Source organism: Streptomyces sp. NPDC091289, assembly GCF_044757365.1.
In the GTDB taxonomy this organism is placed as follows: domain Bacteria; phylum Actinomycetota; class Actinomycetes; order Streptomycetales; family Streptomycetaceae; genus Streptomyces.
The window spans coordinates 205987-230757 of record NZ_JBIVUT010000001.1; the positions used below are offsets into that span (position 1 = coordinate 205987).

Genomic DNA, 24771 nt, shown 5'->3' on the forward strand with positions numbered 1-24771 from the left:
GCCGATCTGGGAACACCCCGAAGCGACCGACGGCGGGCCCCTCAGCCCCGCTTCGGCTTCGCCCTCACGTGCATGCGCTCGCCCTGCGGGCCGAACAGACTCAGGAACTCCACCGTCTCGTCCTCGGCCGGGCCGAACCAGTGCGGCAGCCGGGTGTCGAACTCGGCGGCCTCCCCCGGCTCCAGCACCAGGTCGTGTTCGGCGAGCAGCAGCCGCAGCTTCCCGGAGAGCACGAACAGCCACTCGTACCCCTCGTGGGTGCGCTGTTCCGGCGGGCCGCCGCTGCCGGGCTCCTGGATCAGTTTGTACGCCTGGAGGCCGCCGGGCCGGGCGGTCAGCGGCAGCATGGTGCGGCCGTGCTGGACGATCGGCTTGGCCCGCACCCGGGGGTCGCCGACCGGAGTGGCGCCCACCAGGTCGTCGAGCGGCACCTCGTGGGCGCGGGCGATCGGCAGCATCAGTTCGAGGCTGGGGCGCCGGCCGCCGGACTCCAGCCGGGAGAGCGTGGAGACGGAGATGCCGGTGGCGGCCGAGAGTGCGGCGAGGGTGACTCCGCGGTCCTTGCGCAGCCGGCGCAGGCGGGGGCCGACGCCGGACAGGACGGTCTCCAGTTCCGGGTCGTCCCGGTCGTGTTCCTTCATACGGCTATTGCAGAATCGGCAAGCCGTTTTGTCAATGCAGGAAGAGTGTCTCAGGCGCGGTCAGTGGGCGAAGACCTCGAAGGTGACCGCGGGCCGGCCGCCGAACTGCTCGGCGGCGGCCTCCACCATGCCCGTCAGGAAGGTCCGGCAGTACCGCTCCGGATCCTCCTGGGTCAGCGCCTCGATATACGTCCGGTGCTCCAGCAGCGACCGGACCGAGCGTTCGAGGCCGGCCGTGGCGTCGACCGCGTGGGTGGGCCGGTCGCTGCCCGCCACGGCGGTCCAGCGCACCCCGTCCCACGGCTGGAGTCCCTCCTCGCGGAGTTCCGGGAAGATCCAGCGGTTGCCCGCGTCGGCGACGGCGTCCAGCGCGGCGCGCCCGACCGCGCGGTGGTCGGGGGTGTTCCAGGCGACCCCGCCCCAGGTGTCCCGGTGGTTGAGGGTGACCACCAGCTCGGGGCGGTGGCGGCGGATGGCCGCGGCGATGTCGCGCCGCAGCCCGGTGCCGTATTCGATCACCCCGTCGCGGTGGTCCAGGAACTCCACGGTCGTCACGCCGACGACGGCGGCGCTCGCCCGCTGCTCCCGCTCGCGCACCGGGGCGCACTCCTCGGGCGGCAGGGTGTCGATCCCGGCCTCGCCGCGGCTGGCCAGGAGATAGACGACCTCGCGGCCGCCGTCGGTCCACTCGGCCACGGCGGCGGCCGCCCCGTACTCCAGGTCGTCGGGGTGGGCGACCACGGCCAGGGCGCGCTGCCAGTCGACGGGCATGGGTTCGAGTCGCTGCGGCGTCATACCGGCAGGCTACCCACGTCACGTCCCACCGGCAGGCCGGCCAGGCACTCGGGGTGCCCGGGGTGCTCGGGGTGCCCGGGGTGCTCGGGGTGCCCGGGGTGCTCGGGAACGCTCCGGGCGCCGGGCCGGGGCGAGTCGCCCGACCGGCCGGGGCCCGGCGGCGGTGCCGGGCGTGCGACGCTGGAGTCCGGTGGCGACCACCGCGAACCCGGCCCGGCCCGTCCGGACCGGTGGGAGGCCTCCCTCCCGCCCCGCCGCCCCGGCGAACGAAAGGAACCCGCCCGTGCCCACCAGCCCCGCATCCCTCTCCCCCGCCCAGGCCGCAGCCCGTCTGGAGGAGTTCACCGTCATCGACGTGCGGGCTCCGGGCGAGTACGCCGCCGGACATGTCCCCGGCGCCCTGAACATCCCGCTCGACAAGCTGCCGGACGCGCTGCCCGCCCTCAAGTCCGCCTCCGCGCGCGGTTCGCTGCTGGTGGTGTGCGCTTCCGGGGTCCGGTCCACGCGGGCCTGCGAGATCCTCTCGGGCGCGGACATCGAGGCCGTGACGCTGACCGGCGGCACGTCGGCGTGGGAGGGCGACGGCCGGGGTCTGGACCGCCCCGAGGGCGCGCGCACCACCTGGCCCATGGAGCGTCAGGTGCGGCTCGCGGCGGGCTCGCTGGTGGTGGCGGGGCTGGTCGCGGGCATCCGCTTCCCGGCGGCGCGCTGGCTGTCCGCGGGCATCGGCACGGGCTTGGTGTACTCGGCGGTCAGCAACACCTGCGGGATGGCCGCGGTCCTCTCGAAGCTGCCGTACAACCGGGCCCCGCGGGCCGCCGGTGACCTGGACGCCACGCTGGAGGAGCTCCAGCGCTGATCCAGCGTTGACCCAGCGCTGATCCGGCGGGGCCCGGCCGGTCAGCGACCGGCCGGGCCCCGGGCGGGCGCACCGGCCTCGGCCGGTCAGGCCTCGTCGCGCACCAGCGCCAGCAGCCGGTCCAGGACCCGGGGGCCGCCCGCCCGCACCCCGTCGTGCTCGTACTCGTTCGTCACCCAGGTCCGCAGCCCCCGGATCGCCGCCGCCGTGCGCAGCGAGTCCGCGGTGTCGACGTACATGTCGTCGTGGTAGACGGCCGCCGCGACCGGGACCTCGTTGGCGGCGAGCCGCTCGGGGTCGTACAGCACGGGCCAGTCGGTGCGCTGCGCGAGCAGTTCGGCGGTCTCGCGCAGCGGGCGCAGCGCCGGGTCGACGTCGAAGTGCCAGGGGTGGATGGTCTCGCCGGTGAAGAGGACGGGTCCGTCGCCCTTCAGTGCCGCCGCCGCGTCGAACTGCGGGAACTCGGCCCGTACGCGTTCCGCCGCCCAGGCCGTGGCGCGCTCGCCCTGCCCGTAGATGGCCTCGTGCAGCAGGGCGTACAGCGGGTGCCCGGCAAAGGAGGAGGCGGTGCGCATCGCTTCCTGGAAGGTGTCGGAGAGTTCGGTGGCGCCCGGGGTGCGGACGAAGGCGTTCTCCAGCAGGTAGTGGAGCTGGTGGCTGCCGCTGCCGGAGCCGAGCATGATGCCGAGCGACTGGAAGCCCTCGGGCGTGAGCCGGTGTCCGGCGCTCTCGGGCCGGTGCTCGGCGAGGTACGCGGCGATGGCGCGGGCGCGCTCGACGTCCTGCGGGTAGCGGGCGTAGTGGGCGGCGACCTTCCGTTCGATACGCGGGTACGCGGCCCGGTAGACGTCGTCCGCGTGCGCGTCCAGCGAGGGCAGTCCGCCGGTGATGAGGACCGCCGCGAGGCCCTCGGGCGCCGAGGAGAGATAGCGGACGGCGCAGAAGCCGCCGAAGGACTGGCCCAGGACCGTCCAGGGTGCTCCGCCGGTGAGCTGCGGCCGGATCAGTTCGCAGTCGCGGACGATGGAGTCGGAGCGGAAGTGGGCGAGGTAGTCGGCCTGTTCGCGCGGGCCGCCGCGCAGCGGGAGGGTCTGCCGGTTGGCCGGGGTGGACAGTCCGGTGCCGCGCTGGTCGAGGAGGAGCACCCGGTAGTCGCGCAGGGCCCGCCCGAGCCAGGCCTCCGTGCCGACGAAGCGGCGCGCGCCGAAGCCGGGGCCGCCCTCCAGGTAGACCAGCCAGGGCAGTTCCTCGCCGGCCCGGGAGGCGGCGACCGCTTCCCGGCCGTAGACCTCGATCTGCTCGCCGCCGGGGTCGCTGTGGTCGAGGGGCACGGTGAAGCGCCGGTCGGTGAGGACGACACCGGGCTGCCGGTAACTGCTCACGGGGAACTCCTGAATCCGGGGTGCGGGCTGATCCGGGCGAAAGGGCCAGTTCAGCACATGCCCTCCCCGCGAACGGCCAAGGGGCTGTGCCCCGGACGGTCCCGGCCCGTGTGCGCGGCGGCCGGGGTGCTCCTAGCGTGCAGACATGATCCGGTTCGAAGAGGTCGGCAAGGTCTATCCGGACGGGACGACGGCGGTCGACGGGCTGACCTTCGAGGTGGCGGAGGGCGAGCTGGTGACCCTGGTGGGGCCTTCCGGCTGTGGGAAGACGACCACGATGATGATGGTGAACCGACTGATCGAGCCGACCTCGGGCCGGATCCTGGTGGACGGCGAGGACATCGCCGGGATCGACCCGGTGAAGCTGCGCCGCCGGATCGGCTATGTGATCCAGCAGGTGGGCCTCTTCCCGCACCGCACGGTCCTGGACAACACCGCGACCGTACCGGCGCTGGTCGGCTGGAAGCGGGCACGGGCCCGGGAGCGGGCGGCGGAGCTGCTGGACCTGGTGGGCCTGGACCCGAAGACGTACGGCTCGCGCTATCCGGCGCAGCTCTCCGGCGGCCAGCGCCAGCGGGTGGGCGTGGCGCGGGCGCTCGCGGCGGATCCGCCGGTGCTGCTGATGGACGAGCCGTTCGGGGCGGTGGACCCGGTGGTGCGGGAGCGGCTGCAGAACGAGTTCCTGGCCCTGCAGCAGCGGGTGCGCAAGACGGTGCTCCTGGTGACGCACGACATCGAGGAGGCGGTGCGGATGGGCGACCGGATCGCGGTGTACGGGGAGGGGCGCATCGAGCAGTTCGACACCCCGGCCGCCGTGCTCGGCACCCCGGCGACGCCGTACGTGGCCCGGTTCGTGGGCTCCGACCGGGGGCTGAAGCGGCTGTCGGTCACCGCGATCGAACCGGAGGACCTGGAGGAGCCCCCGGTGGCCCTGCTGGAGGAGCCCGCCCGGGAGGCGGCGGCCCGGCTGGAGGCGGCGGGGGCCCGGTGGGCGGTGGTGCTGAACGGCGGCGGCGAGCTGCACGGCTGGGTGGCGGCGGACGCGTTGCGTTCGGCCGGGGAGAAGGAGGCCGTGGGCGTACTCGCCCGCCGGATGGACGCGTGGGTGCCGGTGGGCGCCCCGCTGAAGCAGGCGTTCAGCGAGATGCTCCAGCACGACGCGGGGTGGGTGGCGGTGCTGGACGGGGCCCGGTTCCTCGGGGTCCTCACCCCGGCGAAGCTGCACGAGGCGCTGCGCCGGTCGGTGGACGCCGACGCACAGGGGGTGGGCCGTGAGGAGGTGGAGTTCGACTCCGTGGCGGATGCGTAGGGGGCGGGCAGGGGTGGCGGCGGGACGCGACCCGGCCCACCTTGCCCGCGCTTGCACATAACCCGCGCGTGCAATTATTGTTGACGCCAGTAAACGTCGCACGCCATCGATTCCGGCGGCGACGCGCACGACGTACACCGCGCAACCCGTACACCGCCCTACCGGAAGGCCGCCCCATGTCCACCGTCCCCACCGTCACGCTCAACAACGGCGTGACCATCCCCCAGCTCGGCTTCGGCGTCTTCCAGGTGCCCGACGACGAGACCACCGCGGCCGTCTCCGCCGCGCTGGAGGCCGGCTACCGGTCCATCGACACCGCGGCGATCTACGGCAACGAGGTCGGCGTGGGCCGCGCGCTGGCCGCCTCCGGGATCCCCCGCGAGGAGCTGTTCATCACCACGAAGCTGTGGAACGCCGACCAGGGCTACGACGCGACGCTCGCCGCCTTCGACGCGAGCCTGGCCAAGCTCGGCCTCGACCACGTCGACCTCTACCTGATCCACTGGCCTACGCCCGCCCACGACCTGTACCCGGAGAGCTGGCGCGCCCTGGAGAAGCTGGCCGCCGACGGCCGGATCCGCGCGGCCGGGGTCTCCAACTTCCAGCCCGCCCACCTGAGCCGGCTGCTGGAGACGGGCACGCTCGTCCCCGCCGTCAACCAGATCGAGCTGCACCCGGGCCTCCAGCAGGCCGAGCTGCGCGCCTTCCACGCCGAGCACGGCATCGCCACCGAGGCCTGGAGCCCGCTGGCCCAGGGCGCCCTGCTCAAGGAGGCGGCGCTGGTCTCCATCGCCGAACGGCACGGCAAGTCCCCGGCCCAGGTGGTGCTGCGCTGGCACCTCCAGCTCGGCAACGTCGTGATCCCCAAGTCGGTCACGCCCGAGCGGATCCGGCAGAACATCGACGTCTTCGACTTCGAGCTGTCGGCCGCGGACCTGGACGCCATCGCGGCCCTGGACCGCGGCCTGCGCACCGGCCCGGACCCCGACACCCTCAACTGACCCGGTTCGCCGGTCAGCGACCGCGGCGGTAGCTGCTGCCGTCCCGGGGCCGGACCAGCAGCCCCGCGACGACGAGGTAGCGGCGCAGCGCGGAGCAGTCCTCGTGGACGGTGAGCAGCGCCTCGTTCACCTCGTGTTCGGTGTACGAGCGCTCCCGCTCGAACAGCGTGTCGGCGAGGTGCACGAGCAACTGCTCCCGCCGGGCCTCCTTGCGCGGGATCGCGACCAGGCGGCCGTGCGAGAAGAGCGCCTCGACCCGGTGGGTACGAGGGGTCTGCGACGGGGGCGTACGCGTGTCTTGTTCGGCGGGCATGGCCGGAAGCGTCGCAGGCTTCCGGAGGACGGGCAACGCCTTTTCGGCGTTGCCCGTCCTCGCGTTGACAGACGCGTACCGCCCGGGTTGTGATGGTGCATGTGCAGCGTGACGTCGGCCAAAGAGATCTGGGCCGGCCGGCGGTCAAGCCAGCACCTTCTTCCCAGGGATGACGCCATGAGTCCACTCATCGCCCCCTGCCTCTGAGCAGCCGCGCTCCGGGCCACCGTGCTCCGAGCGCCTTCGCGTCCGAACACCTCACCGCGGCACTCCGCGACGCCGGGCCCTCGTGTGCCCGCATTCCTTCCGGGAGACCCAGAACCTCCATGTCCCATGCCTTCCAGCAGTCCGTCATCACCGAGTTCCGCGCCAACGCGGGGAAGGTCGGCGGCCCCTTCGAGGGCTCCGATCTCCTCCTGCTCACCACCACCGGCGCCCGCTCGGGCAAACCGCACACCACGCCGCTCGGATACGTACGCGACGGCCGACGGCTCCTCGTCGTCGCCTCCAACCTCGGCGCACCGCTCGACCCCGACTGGTACCGCAATCTCCTCGCCCACCCCACCGTGCGGGTGGAGCTGGGGGACGAGGAGTTCGAGTCCCTCGCCGTGCCGGCCGAAGGGAAGCGGCGCGACGACCTCTTCGCCCGGGTGGTGGCCGAAGAGCCCGGCTACGCGGAGTACCAGGACTCCACCGACCGGGTGCTGCCGGTCGTGGTCCTGGAGCTGCCCGACCCCGACGCGGAGGCCCCCGCGATCACCTCCCTCGCCGACAAGCTCGTCGAGGTGCACACCTGGCTGCGGGCCCAACTGCTCCACGTACACGCGGAGACGGAGGCGCACTTCGCCGCTCGGGCCTCCCACGGGGACGCGGGCGCACCGCCCCCGCCCGGTCTCGGGCTGCAGATCCGGCAGCGCTGCCTGGCGTTCTGCCAGGCGCTGGAGTTCCATCACACGGCCGAGGACGGCCATATGTTCCCCACGATGGAGGGCTACCACCCCCACCTGAGGGACGTCTTCGACCGGCTGCGGGTGGAGCACCGCTCCATCGGGGAGCTCCAGTCGGCGCTCGCCGCCCTGCTGGCCGATGTCGCCATCGCGGAGCCGGACCGCTTCCGAGCCGAACTGACCCGGATGACAAAGGAGTTGACGGCGCACCTCGACTACGAGGAGGAGCAGATCCTGCCGCTCCTGGCCGATGTGCCCTGGCCGCCGGCGGCTCCTGCCCCGCCCGCCTCCTGACGTCCGGGGCGGCTCAGCCCTTCGGGAGGAGCTTCTTCGACTCCAGGTAGGTGCGCGCGACGTCCTCGGGCAGCCTGCGCCAGCTGTCGACCTGCTCGTTCATCGAGGCCAGGTCGGCGGTGGTCAGTACGGTGTTGAGCCGGTCGAGGGCGTCGCGCACCCCGGTGCTCCCCGCGCGGGCGCGGTTGACGACGGGGACCACGTAGTCCGCGTTCTGGAGGTTCTTGTCGTCCTCCAGCAGGACCAGGCCGAACTGGTCCAGCGTGGCGTCGGTCGTGGTGGTCAGCACCATCTGGTCCTGACCGTTCTGCACCGCCTGCTTCGCCTGGGTGGTGCCGACGCCCTTCGGGTCGACGGCGACGATGTCGATGCCGTACGTCTCGCGGAGCCCGGGGGCGCAGTAGGGCCGCTGGACGCATTCGTCGCCCGCAGCCAGCCGGACGGGCAGTTTCGCGGCGCCGACGTCGCTGAGGGTCTTCAGCCCGTGCTTCTTCGCGTACACGGCGGTGACCGCGAAGGCGTTCTGGTCGACGGCCCGGCCCGGGTCGAGCACGGTCAGCCCGCGCGGGGCGGCCAGTGCGCGGAGCGCCTTCATGGTGGCGGCGAGGTCGGGCGATCCGACGGGGGCCGCGTCGGCGCCGTTGGCCTTGGCGTTCAGCCAGTCGGCGAAGGTCGCCGCGTATTCCGCGACGACGTCGATCTGGCCGTTCTCCAGGGCGGGTTCGTAGATCTCCCGGTTGGTGACGGAGATGAGGTCGGCGGAGTATCCGGCGTCCTCCAGGAGCAGGGCGTACATCTGGGCGAGCAGGTCGCTCTCGGTGAATCCGGCGGATCCGACGGTGAGTTCCCTGCTGTCGCCGGGCGGTGCGGTGACCTCGCCCTGGTTCTCCAGGCTGGGGCCCGTGGTGCAGGCCGTGGCGGCGAGGAGGGCGAGCGCGGCGAGGGCCCGGCGGGCGCGGTTCACACCGCCTCCCGGCCGTACCGGGGCGCGAGGCGCTGCCCGGCCTCGAAGAGGCCCTCGACGAGGAGGGCGAAGACCGCCACGAGGATCGCTCCGGCCACCACCTGCGGGGTGGCGGCGAGGTTGAAGCCCGCGGTGATGATCCGGCCCAGTCCCCCGCCGCCGGCCAGCGCGGCGAGGGTGGCGGTGGCGACCAGTTGCACGGCGGCGATCCGCACGCCGGTGAGGATCAGCGGGAGCGCGAGCGGCAGCTCGACGCCCAGCAGCATCTGGCGGCCGGTCATGCCCATCCCCCGGGCGGCCCGGACGACGTCCCGGTCGACCTCGCGCATGCCGACGTAGGCGTTGGTGAGGAGCGGCGGCACGGCGAACAGCACCAGCGCGATGATCGTCGACCACTGGCCGTACGTGCCGACGGGGGTGAGGAGCAGCAGGACCAGCACGGCGAAGGTGGGCACGGCCCGGCCGATGTTGGAGAGGTTGACGGCGAGCGCGCCGCCCTTGCCGAGGTGGCCGAGGACGAGGGCGACGGGCAGCGCGATCAGGCAGCTGATGAGCAGGCAGACGACGGTGAGGAAGAGGTGTTCGCCGAGCCGGTTCCAGACGCCGTCGGGGCCGGACCAGTGGGCGGCGGTGGTGAGCCAGGACCAGGTGTCCGAGAGCGTGTTCATGTCCGCGTCCGGGTCCAGGGCGTCAGCAGGCGGCCCGCTCCCAGGAGCAGCAGGTCGGCGGCGACGGCGATGACGACACACAGGACGGAGGCGGTGAGCACCTGGGCCTTGAAGTAGGTGTTCATTCCGGAGTAGATGAGGTTGCCGAGTCCGCCGTGGCCGACGATCGCCCCGACGGTGACCAGGGAGACCGCGGAGACGGTGGCGATGCGCAGCCCGGCCATCGCGGCGGGCAGCGCGAGCGGGAGCTCCACGGCGAGCAGGAGACGCAGCGGCCCGTACCCCATGCCGCGGGCCGCCTGCCGGGTCTCCTCGGGGACGGCGCGGAGCCCGGCCAGGATGTTGCGGACGAGCAGCGTCAGGGAGTACAGGACGAGCCCCGCGATCACCAGCGCGGCGGAGAGTCCGTACAGCGGCAGCAGCAGCGAGAACATCGCCAGCGACGGGATCGTGTAGAGGATCGTCGTGAGGCCGAGCACCGGCCCGGCCGCCCAGCGCCACCGGCGGGCCGCCAGGGCCAGCGGGACGGCGAGGACCAGGGCGATGGCCACCGCGGCGGCCGTCAGCTGGAGGTGCTGCAACACCGCGTCCACCAGGATCTCGCGGCGGCTGGAGAGATAGGCGCCGCAGATCCACTCGTTGCGGGCGAGGCAGTCGTCCGGAGGCGCCATCACCTGTTCATTCGAGCGCGGCAGCGGTGCCGTCGCAGGTCAGGGGCGGCCGTTCGGGGGGTTTGAGCGACTGCTCAACCCTCTGGTAGCGTCCGGCGTACAGGGGTTGAGCAGTCGCTCAAACAGGCGCGGCGACCGGGGGCAGGCAATGGGGCTGTACATCGAGGCACTGATCCGCACGGACCTGGAACGGCTGTGGGAGCGGACCCAGGACACCGCGCGGCATCAGCGGTGGGATCTGCGCTTCACCGAGATCAGCCCGCTGCCCGGCCCGGCGGATTCCGCCCAGCGGTTCCGGTACGCGACCCGGGTACTGCCGTTCCTCACCGTCGCGGGGACCGGGACGAGTGCGGGCGAGCGGCACCGGGAGGACGGCGAGCGGGTCTCCGCGCTGAGGTTCGCCTCGTCGGAGCGGCTGTCGCTGCTGGCCGAGGGCAGCGGCTACTGGCGCTACGTCCCCACCGCCGACGGGGTCCGCTTTCTGACCGGCTACGACTACCGCACCCGCTGGGGCCGGTTCGGCGCGTTCGCGGACCGGCTGGTGTTCCGGCCGCTGATGGGCTGGGCGACGGCCTGGTCCTTCGACCGGCTGCGGCTGTGGTGCGAGCGCGACATCAGCCCGGCCCGGTCGCTGGCATACGCCCTGGCGGAGGTCCTGGTGCGGATCCTCGTCGTGGCGGTGGCCCTCCCGTTCGGTCCGGCGGCCGTGCTGCCGGCCGCCCTGGCCGCGCTGTTGACGCCTCCGTCCCCGCGCACGCCCGCCGCCCGGCGCTGCCTGCGCAGACCGCCCGGCCGTCCCGCCGCCCCGTCCCTCCTCGCCCGTCTGGAGCGCCCGTGACCTCGATCTTCGCCCGTGCGATGGGGGATGAGTTCCACCGGCTGCACCCACAGCTGCAACGCCGCTTCTCGGTCGGCCTGGAGAGCGGGGAGGCATGCGTCGGGCGTGGCTCCATGGACCGGATCTGGCACGGGCGGGCGTTCGTGAAGCCGTTCCTCGCGCTCGGCGCCACCCGCAACATCCTCGTGCCCCGGACCGGCCGCGACGTCCCCTTCACCATCGAGAACGTGCCGTACACCGACTCCTACGGCCGCGAGACCGTCACCTTCGTCCGGACGTTCGCCCTGCCGCGCGGGCCGCGCCGCTTCGACGCCACCATGGTGCACAGTCCCGAGCGGTCCTGCGTCCTCGACTACCTCGGCACCCATCAGCATCTGGCCACCGATCTGCGGCTCAGCGCGGAGCCCGACGGGTCACTCCTCATCCGCTCCGGGGAGCACCGCTTCCGGGAGGGCCTCCTGGATCTGCGGGTCCCGGAGCTGATCGGGGGCGATGCCGAGGTGCGCGAGTCCTTCGACGACGCCACGGGCCGCTTCCGTATCCGGGTCCGGGTGACCAACCGGCGTTTCGGGCCGCTGTTCGGCTACGAGGGAACGTTCCGCGCCCGCTACGTCGACGCGCTGCGGCACGGCGTACGGGCGGGGCTGCGGCCGGTCCGCGAGGAGGCGCGGGCGTGACGGGGAGCGCGACCGGGGCGGACACCCGGACGAAGCTCCTGGAGGGTGCCCTGCGCACGCTCGCCGACCAGGGCATCGCGAAAACGTCGGCCCGCGCGGTCGCGGCCGCCGCCGGGGTCAATCAGGCGCTGGTCTTCTACCACTTCGGCTCGGTCGACGAGCTGCTGGCGGCGGCCTGCCGGTACGGGGCCGAGCAGCGGGTGGCCCACCACCGCGAGCGGCTGGCCGCCGTCACCACCCTCGCCGAGCTGGTGGCGTGCGGGCGCGAGCTGCACGAGGAGGAGCGGGCGGGCGGCCACGTCGCCTTTCTCGCCCAGTTGCTGGCGGGGGCACAGACCCAGCCCCGGCTGGCGCCCGCGACCGCGGCCGGCCTGGAACTGTGGACCGCCGAGATCGAGAAGGTCCTGGTCCGGGTGCTGGGTGACTCACCGCTGGGCGAGTTCGCCGATCCGGTGGGGCTCGCCCGCGCCGTGGCCGGGTCGTTCGTGGGCCTGGAGATGTACGAGGGCGTCGACCCGGACGGGGCCGTGCGGGCGTTCGCGGCGCTGGAGCAGCTCGCCGAGCTGGCGGGCGTACTGGACGAGCTCGGCCCGGTGGCCCGGCGCGCGGTGCGCCACCGCCTGCGGCGTACGGGGAAGGCGTAGCCGCGGGGCAGCGGGGCCCGGCGTACGGTGGAGGGACAGCGCACGCGTACGCCCCGGACGGACGGCAGGTACCCGCGATGGCCGGTGAGATCTCCTTCTTCGAGCTCGGCGTGGAGGACCCCGACCGGGCGCGCGCCTTCTACGGCGAACTGTTCGGCTGGGCCTTCGAGCCGGGCCCCTCGGGCGGCGGCTTCGCGATCACGGCCCCCGGGACACCGGGCGGGGTGCACGGCGGTGACCCCGGCGCCGGGCCGTACGTGTTCTTCCGGGTCGACGACCTGGGCGCCGCCGTGGCGAAGGTCCGCGAGCTCGGCGGCACGGTGGACGAGGGGGAACTGGGGGGCGACGACGACGAGTCGGCCGCCCGGTTCGGCCGCTTCCGGCTCTGCCGTGACGACCAGGGCTCCTCGTTCGGCCTGCACGAGCCGCCGACGGCCGGGTGACGCACAACGCCTGACGCGTACCGCACGAACAGGAGCTTTCGGCACCCGTACGGACGCGCGAACAGCGTCGGAAGCGAAAGCGGAACGACCTGGGGCGCCCGAGCAACCCTCCATGCCCGGCTGCCGTCTTGATCCATGACAGGACGGTTCGCCGCGCGGGACGTGCGGCGTCCAACCCCCACATGATCCGGGCCTGTCCGACCGGCCGACTATACCCCCCATGTATACACGGAGGGCATAGCCGCCCCGGTGCGGGCCCGGGCACCGCGCGGAAGGCACCCATGCAGACCAAGGCACTGGCGCCCGAGTACCAGGGAGCTCTCACCAAGATGTCGGTGAACGCCTCCCTCACCGACGTACTGGCCGAGGGAGTACGCCATCTGAAGCAGGCCGAGCTCTCCGGATCGCAGGAGGAGGTGGCGCGCTCGGGCCTCGCCGTGGCCGAGGCGCACCGCAGGCTCGGGCAGGTGGCGGAGGCCGACCGGGCCTGGAAGGCCAGCTACCGGGCCGCGCGGGCGGCCGGGAACACCGGGGCGATGGCCTGGGCCCTGTGGAGCGGCGGCACGCTGGCGCGGCAGCGCGGGGCGCTGCGGCTCGCGTTCCGGCTGCTCGGCCTCGCCGCGGAGCTGGGGAAGCGGGGCGGCGATGTGGTCGCCCGCGGCTATTCGCTGGCCGGACTCGCCGAGACCGGGCGGATCCAGGGCGACTACGCCACCGTCGCGACGCTGCACGAACAGCTGCTGGCCGAGGCGCGCGTCCGGGGCGAGGCCCGGCACACCGTCTGGGCGCTGGAGGGCATCGCGCAGATCCACCGCAACACCGGTTCGCTGGACTCGGCGCTGGAGATGTTCGAGGAGGCGGCCGTCCTGGCGGGCGACGCGGACGACCGGCGGGGCCGGGCCTGGGCGCTGCGCGGCATCGCCGACATCGTTTCCCTCCGGGACGGGGCGACCGGGCGGGCGCTCGATCTGCTCTCCGAGGCCGAGGTCACCTGCCGCGAGATGAAGCTCTCCAGCGCCCTGGCGTACAACCACAAGATGCGGGCCAACGTGCTGTTCCGCGCCGGGCGGTACGAGGAGGCCCGCGAGGTCTACGAGCAGGCGCTCGGCGAGTTCCGCGCGATGGACGAGCCGCGGGGCGAGGCACTGTCCTCGCTCGGCCTGGTCAAGGCGCGGGCCAGGCTCGGCCGGGACCGCGACGCCACCGCCGCCGAGCTGGACGAACTGCGCGGCAGGCTCAGCCGGATCGGGCTGCTGAACGCCCGGGAGATGGTCGAGAAGGCGTACGCCGAACTCGGCGTGGAACAGGCCGTGGTGGACGGGAGCGGGGACCGCCGATGACGCTCTCCACGACCCGCCGGGCGAGCGCGCCGCAGATACTGGACCGGTGCCGCGTGCTCGTACGCCCGGCCCTGGTGGAGTCGGTGGGGCGGCTGCACCCCTGGCACGCGGAGACGGCGGCCTTCTCGCTGGGCTGGAGCGGGACCGGCGGCGAGCCGGTGCCCGGATCGCAGGGCAAGGGGGTCCGCCAGGCGCTCGCGGTGCTCGGCGCGGAGGCCGCGGGCGGCAGCGGGGCGGAGGCGGTGCCCGGTGCGGTCGCCGTCGAGCTGATCCACACGTTCTCCCTGATCCACGACGACATCATGGACGGCGACGAGACCCGCCGTCGCCGGCCGACACTGTGGAAGGCGTACGGCACCGGCCCGGCGGTCCTCGCGGGGGACGCCCTGTTCGCGCTGGCCGTCGCCACGCTGGCGGAGACTCCGGGTCCTGGCGGCCCGGCGGCGGTGCGGCAACTGGCGGGCGCGCTGGGCGATCTGGTGCGCGGTCAGGCGCAGGACCTGCTCTTCGAGTCCCGGCCGTGGACCGGGCCCGGGGCGGTCCTGCCGCACGAGTACCGGACGATGGCCACTCTCAAGACGGGCTCCCTGCTCGGTTGCGCGGCCGCCCTGGGCGCGGTGCTGGCGGGCGCTCCGGCGTCCACCGTCGAGGCGCTGGACCTGGCGGGCCGGCATGTGGGGGTGGCGTTCCAGGCGGTGGACGACCTGCTCGGGATCTGGGGCGATCCGCAGGTGACCGGCAAGCCGGTGCACAGCGATCTGCGGCGGCTCAAGAAGACCTACCCGGTGCTCGCGGCCCTGTCCGCCGACCACCCGGCGGCCCGGCGCCTCGACGCACTGCTCGCCTCCGCCGGACCGCTCGACGACCCGGCGGCGCGCCGTGCGGCCGAACTGATCGACGAGGCCGGCGGGCGGCGGGCCACGATCACCGAGGCCGAGGAGCACCTGGCCGCGGCCCGCGCCTGCCTGGACCGGGTGCCGCTGGCCGAGGAGGCGCGCGGGGATCTGCTGACGCTGATCCCGTACCTCGTGGACCGCACCGGCTGAACCGTGGCCGCCCGCCGGACATCGGCGGGCGGCCACCGGCGGTGGACACCCGGGCCCTCGCCGGGACCTCCCTCTCGGCACCATGGAAACGGCGTAGCCGACAGGTAGATGGTGATGCCATCCGGTGCGCCGATCGGCGGTGTGCGGTAGGCCGGAAAAAGGTGACGGTATAACCGGCTGGATCCGTACGGAGCACCGCCGCCATTCCGTGCGACAGCCCCCCGCAAGCCCTTTCGCCACCTGCCCGAAAAGGGCTCGCGACCCTGCGCCGATCTGCTGCGCGGCCACTCTAACGGCCCCCCAGCAGGCGTAATCCCCGTGTGGTCGTATGAGCGAGTCACGCGCACGATATCGCCACATCTCTGCCAAAGTGCACTTCGGCTTTACTCACCGGATTGAGCGAAGAGAGCCGTGCGTGCTGGAGATGCGTCGTACTGAAGAAAGCCAATTGACGGTCCTTCATTTGGTTCAGCCCGTGGACGGCGGAGTGGCCCGGGTCGTCACCGATCTCGTCAGGGCCCAGGCCGGGTCCGGACTGCGCCCCGTGGTGGCCTGTCCACCGGGGAGCCCGCTGGCCCTCGGGGCGGCGGCGGCGGGTGCCGAGGTCCACGACTGGTCCGTCACCCGTGCCCCCGGGCCCCGGCTGGCCGGTGAGGTCGCCGCCGCGCGCCGGATCGTCCGCGCGAGCCGCCCGCACGTGGTGCACGCCCACAGCGCCAAGGCGGGACTGGCGGGCCGGATCGCGGTACGCGGCCGGGTCCCCACGGTGTTCCAGCCGCACGCCTGGTCGTTCGAGGCCGTCGGCGGACGCACCGCGGAACTGGCGCTGGGCTGGGAGCGGTTCGGCGCGCGCTGGGCCGATCACATCCTGTGCGTCAGCGAGTCCGAGCGCCGCACCGGGCAGGAGGCGGGTATCGCCGCCCGCTGGTCGGTCATCCACAACGGCATCGACCTCGACCGTTTCCGCCCCGGCAGCCACGCCGACCGCGCGGAGGCCCGCGCCTCGCTGCCCTTACCTGACGGGCTCGACCGGGACGCCCCGCTGGTCGTCTGCGTCGGCCGGCTGACCCGGCAGAAGGGGCAGGACGTCCTGCTGCGGGCATGGCGCCGGATCCCGGTGGCCGGGGCCCGGCTGGTCCTGGTGGGCGACGGGCCCGACCGGGACGGACTGGAGGAGTCGGCCCCGCCGGGCGTGCTGTTCACCGGTGCCTGCGAGGACGTACGGCCGTGGATCCACGCGGCGGACGTCCTCGTGCTGCCCTCCCGCTGGGAAGGCATGGCCCTGGCCCCGCTGGAGGCGATGGCCTGCGGCCGCCCCGTCGTGATGACCGACGTGAACGGGGCGCGGGAGAGCCTGCCGCCCGGCCACGAGGACCACTGTCTGGTGCCGCCGGAGGATCCGGCGGCGCTGGCCGCGGCGCTGACCGCGCTGCTCACCGACCCGGAACTGCGCGAGGCGGTGTCCCACCGGGCCCTGCGCCACACCCGGACCGCCTTCGACGTCCGACGGACCGCGGGGGCGGTTGCCGGTCTCTACCAGGAACTTGTCGGCATGTCCGGCCCCACGACGAGGAAGCGCACCGAGCGATGACGATGGAGAGTGCACCGGTTCCCGGCACCGCCCAGGCAACAGCCGTGCAGGCGCACACGGTTCATCCGCCGCGAAGAAGCGGTGGCGGTGCGCAGGCGCAGCCCGGTGAGCGCCGGGCCGTCCGGTTCGGCCGTCTCGCGCCGCTCCTGGGCGTGGACGCCCTGGCCCCGGCCGTGACGTTCGCCCTGGTCGTCCCGGTCGCGTGGCCCTGGCTGCTGGTGGCCGTCCAGGCCGTGGCCCAGGTGCTGCTCTTCGCCCAACGCCGCCTGTACGGGATGCGGTTGTCCCCCTCGGCCCTCGGCGAGCTGCCCGCGCTCCTCGGTCTCGCCCTTCTCCAGTGGTACGTGACCATGGAGGCGCTGGACGCCTGGGCCCCGCAGCAGGCGATCGGCTGGGCGGTGCTCGCCTACGGGGCGGGGGTGCAGACCGTACTGACCTGTGCGGGACGCGCGGCCGTGTACCGGGCGCGGCGGCGGGCCGCCGCCCGCCGCCCGGTGTCCACGCTGGTCGTGGGCCAGGGGCCGCTGGCCCGTCAGGTGACGGCGGCGCTGTACGACCGCCCCGCGTACGGGCTGCGGCCGGTCGGTGTGGTCGCCGCCCCGGCGGCCGGGGACGAGGACCGGGCGACGGGTTCCGACACCGTGCCGCTGCCGGTCCTGGGCTCGCCCCAGGAGGTGGGGCGGGCCGTCGTGCAGAACAGCGTGCGGCACGCGGTGTTCACGGCGCCGCCCGAGGCCACCCCGGACGGGGCCGCTCTCTTCACCCTGCTCACCGGACACGGCTGCCGGGTGTGGCTGGTCACCGGACCCGGCGCTGTCGCGGGGCTCCCGGCGGGAGGCCGCCCGGATCATCTGTGGGGCTTCACCGCCCAGCCCCTGCACGACCGGACGAGCCGTCCCGTCGGCCACGGGATGAAGCGGGTGATGGACGCCGTCCTGGCCGCGGTCGGACTGCTGCTGGCGGCCCCGGTGATGGCGGCCTGCGCCCTGGCCGTGCGGCTCTCCGACGGGCCGGGGGTGATCTTCCGGCAGGAGCGCGTCGGCCGGCACGGTCGTCCTTTCGTCCTGCTGAAGTTCCGTACGCTGCGGCCCGCCGACGTCCAGGAGTCGGCCACCCGCTGGAACGTCGCGTCCGACGGGCGGATGAGCCGGGTCGGCCGGGTGCTGCGCCGGACCTCTCTCGATGAGCTGCCGCAGCTGTGGAACGTCCTGCGCGGCGATATGAGCATGGTCGGGCCCCGCCCCGAACGCCCCTTCTTCGTGGCGCAGTTCAGCCGCGCCCACCCCGGCTACCAGGCCCGTCACCGGATGCCGGTCGGCATCACGGGTCTGGCCCAGGTGAACGGGTTGCGGGGCGACACCTCGATCGAGGACCGGGCCCGTTTCGACAATCGCTACATCGAGACCTGGTCGCTGTGGCAGGACGCGTGCGTGCTGGCGCGGACCGCGGGCTCCCTGTTCCGGCTCGGAGGCAGCTGATCATGGCCGCTGTCCTGACCCGGCCCGCGCCGACGCCGTCGGCCGCGCCCCCTGCCGTCTCCCGCCCCTCGTGGGGCGGTTGGCGGAGCCGTTGGCCGCTGCTGCCGCTGGTCGCGACCGTCCTGCTCCCCGCCCTGCCCTACGGGGCCTCCGGCGAGGGCGGCGGCCCTGCGGTCGGACCGGCCGATCTGGCCTCGGGTCTCGCGGTCCTCGTGTGCGTGGGACGGCTGTTGTATCTGCGCCGGCGCCCGCTGAGCGCCACCGCCGCACTGGTCCTGGGGCTGCCGGCGGTGGGCTTCGCGGTGGCCACGGTCACGGCGGCGGACCCGGCGGCGGCCCTGCCGGGGCTGGTCCGCTATCTCCAGGTCTTCGTCCTCGTACCGATCGCGGTGTTCCTGCTGTTGAAGGACGCGTACGGGTTCCGGATCGTCGCCGGCTCGCTGGTGCTGCTGGCGGTCGTCCAGGGCGTCACGGGCGTCCATCAGTACGTCACCGGGACCGGCGCCTCGTACATGGGCGAGGACATCCGGGCGGTCGGCACCTTCGGGCCCAGCGACATCATGGGCATGGCGACCGTCGTCGCCTACGGTCTGCTCGCCGCCGCGGCCTGCGCCCTGCGCACCCCCGGCAGCGCCCCGGCCTGGCTGCGGCCGTGCGCCGCCGTCCTCGCCGTCGCGCTGATCGTGCCCCTGACGCTGTCGTTCAGCCGGGGCGTGTGGATCGCCACGGCCGCCGCGGTCCTCGTCGCCCTGGCGCTGGCCGGGCGGCGGCAGGCGCTGACGTCGCTGGCCGTGCTGGGCGCGGCCGGGGTGGTGGTGGTCGGCGGGTTCGGCATCGGTTCCGAGATGATCGCGGACCGGGCCGCCAGCGTGACCCGGGTGACCAGCACCCCGGACCGCTCCGTCAGCGACCGCTACGCGATGTGGAGCGCGGCGGGCGCGATGTGGCGCGAGCGGCCCGCCGCCGGGGTCGGCCTCAAGGGCTTCCCCGACCACCGTGACGGACATGCCTCGATCGGGCTCTCCTCCGGCAGCGACACCGCCGGGGCGGGCCAGGAGTTCCGCCGGCAGGCGCTCCTGTCGCCGCACAACATGTATCTCCTCGTCCTCAGCGAGCAGGGCCTCGTCGGCCTGACCGCGCTCGTGGGCAGTTGGGCGGCGATCCTGGTGGGCGCGATCCGCAGACTGCGCCTCGCCCGCTCGCGCGGCCCCGCGGCCATGGACTGCGGTCTGACGGCGGTGGCCCTGATGACCTGGCAGAGCGTCAACTTCCTGTACGCGGACATCGGCGGGCCCACGACGGTGCTGAGCGGCGTCATCCTGGGACTGGCCGCCTGGTGGGCGCTGGCCGAGCCGGACCGGGTGAGCGCCGCATGAGCGACACCGGTACGGGGACGGAGGCCGAGCCGCGTCCGGCGGACGCGGCATCCGCCCCGCCGCTGCTCCCGGCGCCCGGCTCCGGCCCCGAGGGGCCCGTCACCCCCGGCACCGCGCCGGAGACGGACAGCGGCGAGGCGCCCCGGCTCGGGTCCTTTCTCGCCCGCGCGGCGGCGGCCACGGCGGTGCTGACCGTGCTGGGGGCCGTGCTCGGGCTGGTGCGGGACCAGGCCATCGCCCGGTACTTCGGGGCGAGCGACGCCAGCGACGCGTTCCTGATCGCCTGGACCGTGCCCGAGATGGCGGCGACGCTCCTGATCGAGGACGGGATGGCGCTCCTCCTCGTCCCGGCCTTCAGCCTGGCCCTGACCCGGCGGGCCGAGGCCGGACATGCTCCCGGCTCCGACCCCGTACGGGATCTCGTGGCCGCCACACTCCCCCGCCTGGCCCTCCTGCTCTCCGGCGGCGCGGCCCTGCTGATCGCGGGCGCCCCGTGGGTCGTGGGCGTGCTGGCCCCGGGCCTCGCCGATCCGCGGCTCGCGGTGGACTGCACCCGGCTGACCGCCGTCACCGTGCTCACCTTCGGGATCACCGGCTACTTCAGCGCCGCGCTGCGCGCGCACCGCAGCTTCCTGCCGCCCGCCTGCGTCTATGTCGCGTACAACCTCGGCATCATCGGGATGACGCTGGCCCTGCACTCCGTGTGGGGGGTGCGGGCCGCCGCGGTGGGCGTCGCGGCCGGCAGCGGGCTGATGATCCTGACCCAACTGCCCATGTTCCTGCGGCTGGTGCCGCTCGCGCGGCCCCGGCTGCCGAGGTTCGGGCGGCTGCGGCGGCGGGCCGCGCGGACCGCTCCGCTGCTGGGCTTCGCGGTCCTGGCCCCGGTGGTCCTGTTCGTGGTGAGCCGTCAGTCCCAGGTGCTGGTGGAACGGTTCCTGGCCTCCACCCTGCCGGCGGGCGCGATCTCGCATCTGAACTACGCCCAGAAGGTCGCGCAGATGCCGATGGTGCTGTCGCTGATGATCTGCACGGTGACCTTCCCGGTGGTCGCGCAGGCCATGGCCGCCGGGGACCGGGAGAAGGCCCGGCGGCGGGTCGAGCGGGACCTGGCACTGGCCGGGATGGTGGTGCTGCTCGGCACGGCGGTCGTCCTCGGATACGCGCCCCAGATCATCGAGGTGCTCTTCCAGCGCGGCGCGTTCGACGTCGCGGACACCGACGCCACCGCCCAGGTGATGCGGGTGTACGCGCTGGGGCTGCTCGGGCACTGTCTGGTCGGCGCGCTGAGCCGGCCGTTCTTCTCGTCCGGGCGGCCCACCTGGTTCCCGGCGTTCGCCATGGGCACCGGGCTGCTGGTCACCATGGGGGCCGGGTACGCGCTGACGTACCGCTTCGGTGTGGACGGCATCGCGACCGCCAACGCGATCGGGATCAGCACGACGGCGCTGCTGCTCCTCATGGGCCTCGGCACCCGGGTGGTGCCGATCCGGACCCGCGCCGTGGCGCTGTCGCTGGGCCGGCTCACCGGGGCGTCGCTGGCGGCGGGCGTGGCCGGCTGGGCGTGCGCTCCTCTCGTCCCCGACGCGGTGCTGAGTCTGGCCGCCGGGTGTCTCCTCGTCCCCGCCGTCTTCTTCCTGACCGGGCTCGCCCTGCGCTCGCCCGAGGTCGTTTCCCTGCTGGCACTCACCCGACGGAGGTTCCTTGATGGCCGCTGATTCCTCGGCACATTGCGCCGACGCTCCCTCGTCCCGGCTCCGCCCGCACACCCGCCGTCAGCCGTGGATCCTCACGTACCACTCGGTGACGGATCCCAGCGACGATCCGTACGGCATCACCGTCTCCCCCGAGCGCCTCGACGAACAGCTGTCCTGGTTGCGCAGCCGGCGGCTGACCGGGGTGGGGGTGTCCGAGCTGTTGCGCGCGGGGGCGTCGGGGCGGCGCGGTCTGGTCGGGCTGACCTTCGACGACGGGTACGCGGACTTCCTCGGCGAGGCGCTGCCGGTGCTGCGCAAGCACGGCTGCCGGGCGACGGTCTTCGTCCTGCCGGGCCGGCCGGGCGGGGACAACGCGTGGGATCCGCTGGGCCCGCGCAAGCCGCTGCTCACGCACGCCGAGACCCGGCGGGTCGCCGACGCGGGCATGGAGGTCGGCTCGCACGGCCTGTACCACCAGGACCTGACGGCGTTGTCGGACGAGGAGCTGCGCCGGGAGACCGTCGACAGCCGGGAGCTGATCGGCGAGCTCACCGGCGCACTCCCGGAGGGCTTCTGCTATCCGTACGGGATCCTCGACCGCCGGGTCACGGAGGCCTCGCGCACGGCGGGTTACGGCTATGCCTGCGCGCTGGCCCCCGGCCCGCTGCTCAGCCGGTTCGCCCTGCCCCGCACCCACATCAGCCAGGCGGACCGGGGGGTGCGCCTGTGGGCGAAGGACCTGCGGCACGGGCTGCGGCAGGTCGCCGCGCCCGGTACGGGCTCCCGTGTCACCGGGCCCGTGCGGGCGGGCGGCCCGCGGTGAGGGCGCTGCACGTCATCACCGGGCTCGGGGTCGGCGGCGCCGAGCGGCAGTTGCGGCTGCTGCTGCGTCATCTGCCGGTGGAGTGCGACGTCGTGACGCTCACCAACCCGGGGGCGGTGGCCGAGGAGCTGCGGTCCGACGGGATCCGGGTGACCCACCTGGGGATGCGCGGCAACCGGGACCTGTCGGCTGTCGGGAGGCTGGCCCGGCTGATCCGGGACGGCCGCTACGACCTGGTCCACACGCATCTGTACCGGGCCTGTGTGTACGGCAGGATCGCGGCCCGGCTGGCCGGGACCCGGGCCACCGTCGCGACCGAACACTCCCTGGGGCGCGCCGAGATCGAGGGCCGCCCGCTCACCCGGGGCATCCGGGCCCTCTATCTCTCCACCGAGCGCCTCGGCTCGGCGACCGTCGCCGTCTCCTCCACCGTGGCCGGCCGGCTGCGGGACTGGGGGGTGCCCGCCGACCGGATCCGGCTGGTGCCCAACGGGATCGACGCGGGCCGGTTCCGCTTCGACGGGGAGCGGCGGACCTCCGTGCGGGCGGAACTGGGCATCCCCGAGGGGGCGTTCGTCGTCGGCGGGGTCGGGCGGCTGGTGCCGGGCAAGCGGTTCGACGTGCTGATCCGCGCGGTCGCCGCCCTGCCGGAGGCCCGCCTGCTGCTGGCCGGGGACGGACCGGAGGCCGGGTCGCTGCGCGCGCTGGCCCTGCGCCTGGGAGCGGTGGACCGGATCCGGTTCCTCGGGGAGTGCGACGAGGACGGGGACGGTCCGGTGCCGGGTGTTCCGGCGCTGCTGAGCGCCCTGGACGCCTTTGTCTCCACGTCCCGCGAGGAGTCCTTCGGCCTGGCCGCCGTGGAGGCGCTCGCCGCCGGACTGCCCGTGCTCCACGACGCCTGCCCCGCCATCGACGACCTGCCTGCCGCCCACGCCCCGGGGGCCACCCGGATCGCCGGGAGCCCCGACGAGCTGACGGCCCGGCTGCGGCAGCGGATACAGGCCCGCGCGGACCGGCAGCCGCCGCCCCGGGCCGTCGGCCATTACGACATCAGGCGCAGCAGCGAGCGGCTGATGGACGTGTACGCGTACGCACTCGACACCGCCCCACCGAACCGGAGAGCCTTTTCATGACCGAGTCACCCGAGCAGCAGCGGCCCGCCGTCGCCCGTCGGCTGCGCACCGCCCTCACCCGGCTTCCGCACTGGTGGCCACTGCCCGTCTGCGTGCTGATCGGCACCGCGTCCGGGCTGTCGTACGGTGCGCTCGCCGCACCGCAGTACGAGGCCACCAGCTATGCGATGGCGGTCGCCGAGGGCGAGACGGACCCCTCGGCGGCGCTGGGGTACGCCCAGTCGTACGGGCGGCTGACGACGAGCGACGCGACGCTCTCGTACGCCCAGGGTGCGGCCGGCGAGCCGGTGCGCGAACTGCGGTCCCACGTGCGGTCGGAGACCTCTCCCGACTCGCCGATGATCGCGGTGACGGGCACGTCCGAGGACCGGCACAAGGCGGCCGACATCGCGAACGCGGTCATCGAGGCCGTCATCGTGAGCAGCGGCCATGTCTCCAAGGACACCGGGGTGAAGCTGATCAAGTTCACCCATGCGATGACGCCGGACCGGCCGGTCTCGCCGTCGGTGCCGCTGGGCACCGCGGTGGGGGCGGCGGCGGGCGGTCTGCTGGGCGGTCTCGTGCTGCTGGTACGGCCGCGCCGGGCAGGCTGGAGCGTCTCGGCGCAGGTGCCGGGGCCGACGGCCGAGGGCGGCAACGTAGCCCAAGACGAGCGGGAGCTGGTCCGATGACGGCGCACCGGGCGGGCAGCCTCGCCGTGACCCTGTGCCGGGACTTCCGGGAGTTCGGCGCGCTCGCCGGGGAGTGGGACGCCCTGCACCGCCGCTGCGCCACCGCCACCCCGTTCCAGAGCCACGCGTGGCTGCACTCGTGGTGGATCTCCTACGGGCAGGAGGGCCGGCTGCGGGTGCTGCTGGTCCGCCGGTCGGGGCGGCTGATCGGGGCGGCGCCGCTGATGCTGGTGCACCGTCCGATGCCGCTGCTCGTCCCGATGGGCGGGGCCGTCTCCGACTTCTTCGACATCCTCCTGGACGAGGAGGAGGCCGGGTACGCGGTGGGGGCGCTGGGGCGCGGTCTGGACCGGGCGGCCCGGCACACCGTGGTGGACCTGCGGGAGGTCCGGCCGGACGCGTCGGCGCAGTTGCTGTTCGGGCGGTGGCCGGGGGCCCGGAGCCGGCTCAGTGACTCGACGTGCATGGAGCTTCCGGCCGAACCGCTGGGCGACCGCGTGGCGCGGCTGACGGGCTCACGGGGTCAGCGGCTGCGCTCGAAGCTGCGCAAGGTCGAGGCCCTGGGCGTCGAGGCGCACCGGATTCCGCAGGACGGGGTGCCCGCCGCGGTCGGCACGCTGCTGCGGCTGCACGAGCGGCAGTGGGAGGGCCGGGGGGTCAATCCCGAGCATCTGCGGGCGCGGTTCTCGGACCATCTGATCCGGTCGGTGGGACGGATGGTGGGGGACGGTACGGCGGCCATGACGGAGTTCCGGCTGAACGGCGAGGTGGTGGCGTCGAACCTGTCGTTGCAGTCCGGGCATCTGACGGGCGGCTATCTGTACGGCGCGGATCCGGCGCTGCGTGAACGGAAGGTCGATGTGTCGACGATGCTGCTGCGCGAGGTGGCCCAGCAGGCCTCGGACGCCGGGCGCGAGGTGCTGAGCCTGCTGCGCGGTGCGGAGAGCTACAAGAACCACTGGGGGCCGGTGCCCGTGGTCAACCAGCGGCTGCTGCTGGCCCGCCCGGGTCTGGAGCCTCTGCTCCGGCTGCGCGAGTCGCAGGTGGCGGTACGGGAGCGGGCGGTGGAGACCGTGAAGGCCCGGTTCCCGACGGCGCGGGACTGGCACGAGCGGCTGACGGGCCTTCCGGTGATCGGGCGCTGACGCGGGACGCGCGCCCCGGGGCGTACGC

The 24771-nt window shown here is 74.0% G+C and carries 25 protein-coding genes; 18 read left to right on the forward strand and 7 right to left on the reverse strand.

From position 1 onward, the window contains the following. Positions 1 to 41 precede the first annotated feature (41 nt). Positions 42 to 641 carry a helix-turn-helix domain-containing protein gene (locus ACIQPT_RS00790; protein WP_401150959.1) on the reverse strand — a complete coding sequence of 200 codons (600 nt, stop codon included), beginning with the start codon at positions 639 to 641 and terminating at the stop codon, positions 42 to 44. 60 nt (positions 642 to 701) lie between these two features. Then, a complete protein-coding gene (locus tag ACIQPT_RS00795) occupies positions 702 to 1436 on the reverse strand; it encodes a PIG-L deacetylase family protein (RefSeq protein WP_401150961.1) in 735 nt (244 codons plus the stop codon). A gap of 283 nt (positions 1437 to 1719) precedes the next feature. Between ACIQPT_RS00795 and ACIQPT_RS00800 the strand changes: the two genes are divergently transcribed. Next, on the forward strand, positions 1720 to 2295 hold the full coding sequence (locus tag ACIQPT_RS00800; RefSeq protein ID WP_401150963.1) for a rhodanese-like domain-containing protein: 576 nt from the start codon (positions 1720 to 1722) through the stop codon (positions 2293 to 2295). 86 nt (positions 2296 to 2381) lie between these two features. On the opposite strand, the gene ACIQPT_RS00805 is transcribed toward ACIQPT_RS00800, so the two are convergent. Beyond that, positions 2382 to 3677, reverse strand: a complete 1296-nt coding sequence (locus ACIQPT_RS00805; RefSeq protein WP_401150965.1) for an alpha/beta fold hydrolase — start codon at positions 3675 to 3677, stop codon at positions 2382 to 2384. A gap of 145 nt (positions 3678 to 3822) precedes the next feature. On the opposite strand from ACIQPT_RS00805, the gene ACIQPT_RS00810 reads away from it, so the two are divergent. Then, positions 3823 to 4986 (forward strand): ABC transporter ATP-binding protein, encoded by a 1164-nt coding sequence (locus ACIQPT_RS00810; protein ID WP_401150967.1) that lies wholly within the window; start codon positions 3823 to 3825, stop codon positions 4984 to 4986. 176 nt (positions 4987 to 5162) lie between these two features. After that, complete coding sequence (locus tag ACIQPT_RS00815) at positions 5163 to 5987, forward strand: aldo/keto reductase (protein WP_401150969.1); 825 nt, start codon at positions 5163 to 5165, stop codon at positions 5985 to 5987. Between the two features lie 13 nt (positions 5988 to 6000). Here the strand turns inward: ACIQPT_RS00815 and ACIQPT_RS00820 are convergent, their stop codons facing one another. Then, entirely contained in the window at positions 6001 to 6300 is a 300-nt protein-coding gene (locus ACIQPT_RS00820; RefSeq protein ID WP_401150972.1) for a DUF2087 domain-containing protein, read from the reverse strand. A 326-nt stretch (positions 6301 to 6626) separates the two neighbouring features. On the opposite strand from ACIQPT_RS00820, the gene ACIQPT_RS00825 reads away from it, so the two are divergent. Beyond that, a complete protein-coding gene (locus ACIQPT_RS00825) occupies positions 6627 to 7541 on the forward strand; it encodes a nitroreductase/quinone reductase family protein (protein WP_401150975.1) in 915 nt (304 codons plus the stop codon). A gap of 13 nt (positions 7542 to 7554) precedes the next feature. Here ACIQPT_RS00825 and ACIQPT_RS00830 read toward each other — a convergent pair whose 3' ends face one another. The 3 genes from ACIQPT_RS00830 to ACIQPT_RS00840 are packed head-to-tail and all read right to left on the reverse strand — an operon-like array spanning position 7555 to position 9847. Next, the gene (locus ACIQPT_RS00830) at positions 7555 to 8505 is read right to left on the reverse strand and encodes an ABC transporter substrate-binding protein (protein WP_401150977.1); all 951 of its coding nucleotides are present in this window, start codon (positions 8503 to 8505) and stop codon (positions 7555 to 7557) included. Further along, positions 8502 to 9173: an ABC transporter permease gene (locus tag ACIQPT_RS00835; RefSeq protein ID WP_401150979.1), complete on the reverse strand. Its 672-nt coding sequence runs from the start codon at positions 9171 to 9173 to the stop codon at positions 8502 to 8504. The genes ACIQPT_RS00830 and ACIQPT_RS00835 overlap by 4 nt, the downstream gene beginning before the upstream one ends. Further along, positions 9170 to 9847, reverse strand: a complete 678-nt coding sequence (locus ACIQPT_RS00840; RefSeq protein ID WP_401150982.1) for an ABC transporter permease — start codon at positions 9845 to 9847, stop codon at positions 9170 to 9172. The genes ACIQPT_RS00835 and ACIQPT_RS00840 overlap by 4 nt, the downstream gene beginning before the upstream one ends. 145 nt (positions 9848 to 9992) lie before the next feature. Here ACIQPT_RS00840 and ACIQPT_RS00845 point away from each other — a divergent pair, with 145 nt between their 5' ends. The 14 genes from ACIQPT_RS00845 to ACIQPT_RS00910 all read left to right on the forward strand — a co-directional run bounded on the left by ACIQPT_RS00845 (position 9993) and on the right by ACIQPT_RS00910 (position 24743). After that, positions 9993 to 10682 (forward strand): hypothetical protein, encoded by a 690-nt coding sequence (locus ACIQPT_RS00845; RefSeq protein WP_401150984.1) that lies wholly within the window; start codon positions 9993 to 9995, stop codon positions 10680 to 10682. Continuing rightward, positions 10679 to 11359 (forward strand): DUF4166 domain-containing protein, encoded by a 681-nt coding sequence (locus ACIQPT_RS00850; RefSeq protein ID WP_401150987.1) that lies wholly within the window; start codon positions 10679 to 10681, stop codon positions 11357 to 11359. The genes ACIQPT_RS00845 and ACIQPT_RS00850 overlap by 4 nt, the downstream gene beginning before the upstream one ends. Then, a complete protein-coding gene (locus ACIQPT_RS00855; protein WP_401150990.1) occupies positions 11356 to 12003 on the forward strand; it encodes a TetR/AcrR family transcriptional regulator in 648 nt (215 codons plus the stop codon). The genes ACIQPT_RS00850 and ACIQPT_RS00855 overlap by 4 nt, the downstream gene beginning before the upstream one ends. A 77-nt stretch (positions 12004 to 12080) precedes the next feature. Continuing rightward, the gene (locus ACIQPT_RS00860) at positions 12081 to 12446 is read left to right on the forward strand and encodes a VOC family protein (protein WP_401150993.1); all 366 of its coding nucleotides are present in this window, start codon (positions 12081 to 12083) and stop codon (positions 12444 to 12446) included. 281 nt (positions 12447 to 12727) lie between these two features. Continuing rightward, positions 12728 to 13786, forward strand: a complete 1059-nt coding sequence (locus ACIQPT_RS00865) for a tetratricopeptide repeat protein (protein WP_401150994.1) — start codon at positions 12728 to 12730, stop codon at positions 13784 to 13786. Beyond that, positions 13783 to 14832: a polyprenyl synthetase family protein gene (locus tag ACIQPT_RS00870; RefSeq protein WP_401150996.1), complete on the forward strand. Its 1050-nt coding sequence runs from the start codon at positions 13783 to 13785 to the stop codon at positions 14830 to 14832. The genes ACIQPT_RS00865 and ACIQPT_RS00870 overlap by 4 nt, the downstream gene beginning before the upstream one ends. 415 nt (positions 14833 to 15247) lie before the next feature. Further along, complete coding sequence (locus ACIQPT_RS00875) at positions 15248 to 16423, forward strand: glycosyltransferase (RefSeq protein WP_401150998.1); 1176 nt, start codon at positions 15248 to 15250, stop codon at positions 16421 to 16423. Further along, the gene (locus ACIQPT_RS00880; RefSeq protein ID WP_401151001.1) at positions 16420 to 17901 is read left to right on the forward strand and encodes an exopolysaccharide biosynthesis polyprenyl glycosylphosphotransferase; all 1482 of its coding nucleotides are present in this window, start codon (positions 16420 to 16422) and stop codon (positions 17899 to 17901) included. The genes ACIQPT_RS00875 and ACIQPT_RS00880 overlap by 4 nt, the downstream gene beginning before the upstream one ends. Positions 17902 to 17903: 2 nt before the next feature. Then, positions 17904 to 19277: an O-antigen ligase family protein gene (locus ACIQPT_RS00885; protein WP_401151003.1), complete on the forward strand. Its 1374-nt coding sequence runs from the start codon at positions 17904 to 17906 to the stop codon at positions 19275 to 19277. Then, entirely contained in the window at positions 19274 to 20992 is a 1719-nt protein-coding gene (murJ, locus tag ACIQPT_RS00890; RefSeq protein WP_401151005.1) for a murein biosynthesis integral membrane protein MurJ, read from the forward strand. Before ACIQPT_RS00885 ends, murJ begins: the two co-directional genes overlap by 4 nt. After that, positions 20982 to 21794, forward strand: coding sequence for a polysaccharide deacetylase family protein (locus tag ACIQPT_RS00895; RefSeq protein ID WP_401151008.1), 813 nt, complete (start codon positions 20982 to 20984; stop codon positions 21792 to 21794). Before murJ ends, ACIQPT_RS00895 begins: the two co-directional genes overlap by 11 nt. Beyond that, the gene (locus tag ACIQPT_RS00900; RefSeq protein ID WP_401151011.1) at positions 21791 to 22927 is read left to right on the forward strand and encodes a glycosyltransferase; all 1137 of its coding nucleotides are present in this window, start codon (positions 21791 to 21793) and stop codon (positions 22925 to 22927) included. The genes ACIQPT_RS00895 and ACIQPT_RS00900 overlap by 4 nt, the downstream gene beginning before the upstream one ends. Then, the gene (locus ACIQPT_RS00905) at positions 22924 to 23598 is read left to right on the forward strand and encodes a lipopolysaccharide biosynthesis protein (RefSeq protein WP_401151014.1); all 675 of its coding nucleotides are present in this window, start codon (positions 22924 to 22926) and stop codon (positions 23596 to 23598) included. Before ACIQPT_RS00900 ends, ACIQPT_RS00905 begins: the two co-directional genes overlap by 4 nt. Beyond that, positions 23595 to 24743, forward strand: coding sequence for a GNAT family N-acetyltransferase (locus tag ACIQPT_RS00910; protein WP_401151017.1), 1149 nt, complete (start codon positions 23595 to 23597; stop codon positions 24741 to 24743). The genes ACIQPT_RS00905 and ACIQPT_RS00910 overlap by 4 nt, the downstream gene beginning before the upstream one ends. Positions 24744 to 24771: the final 28 nt, after the last annotated feature.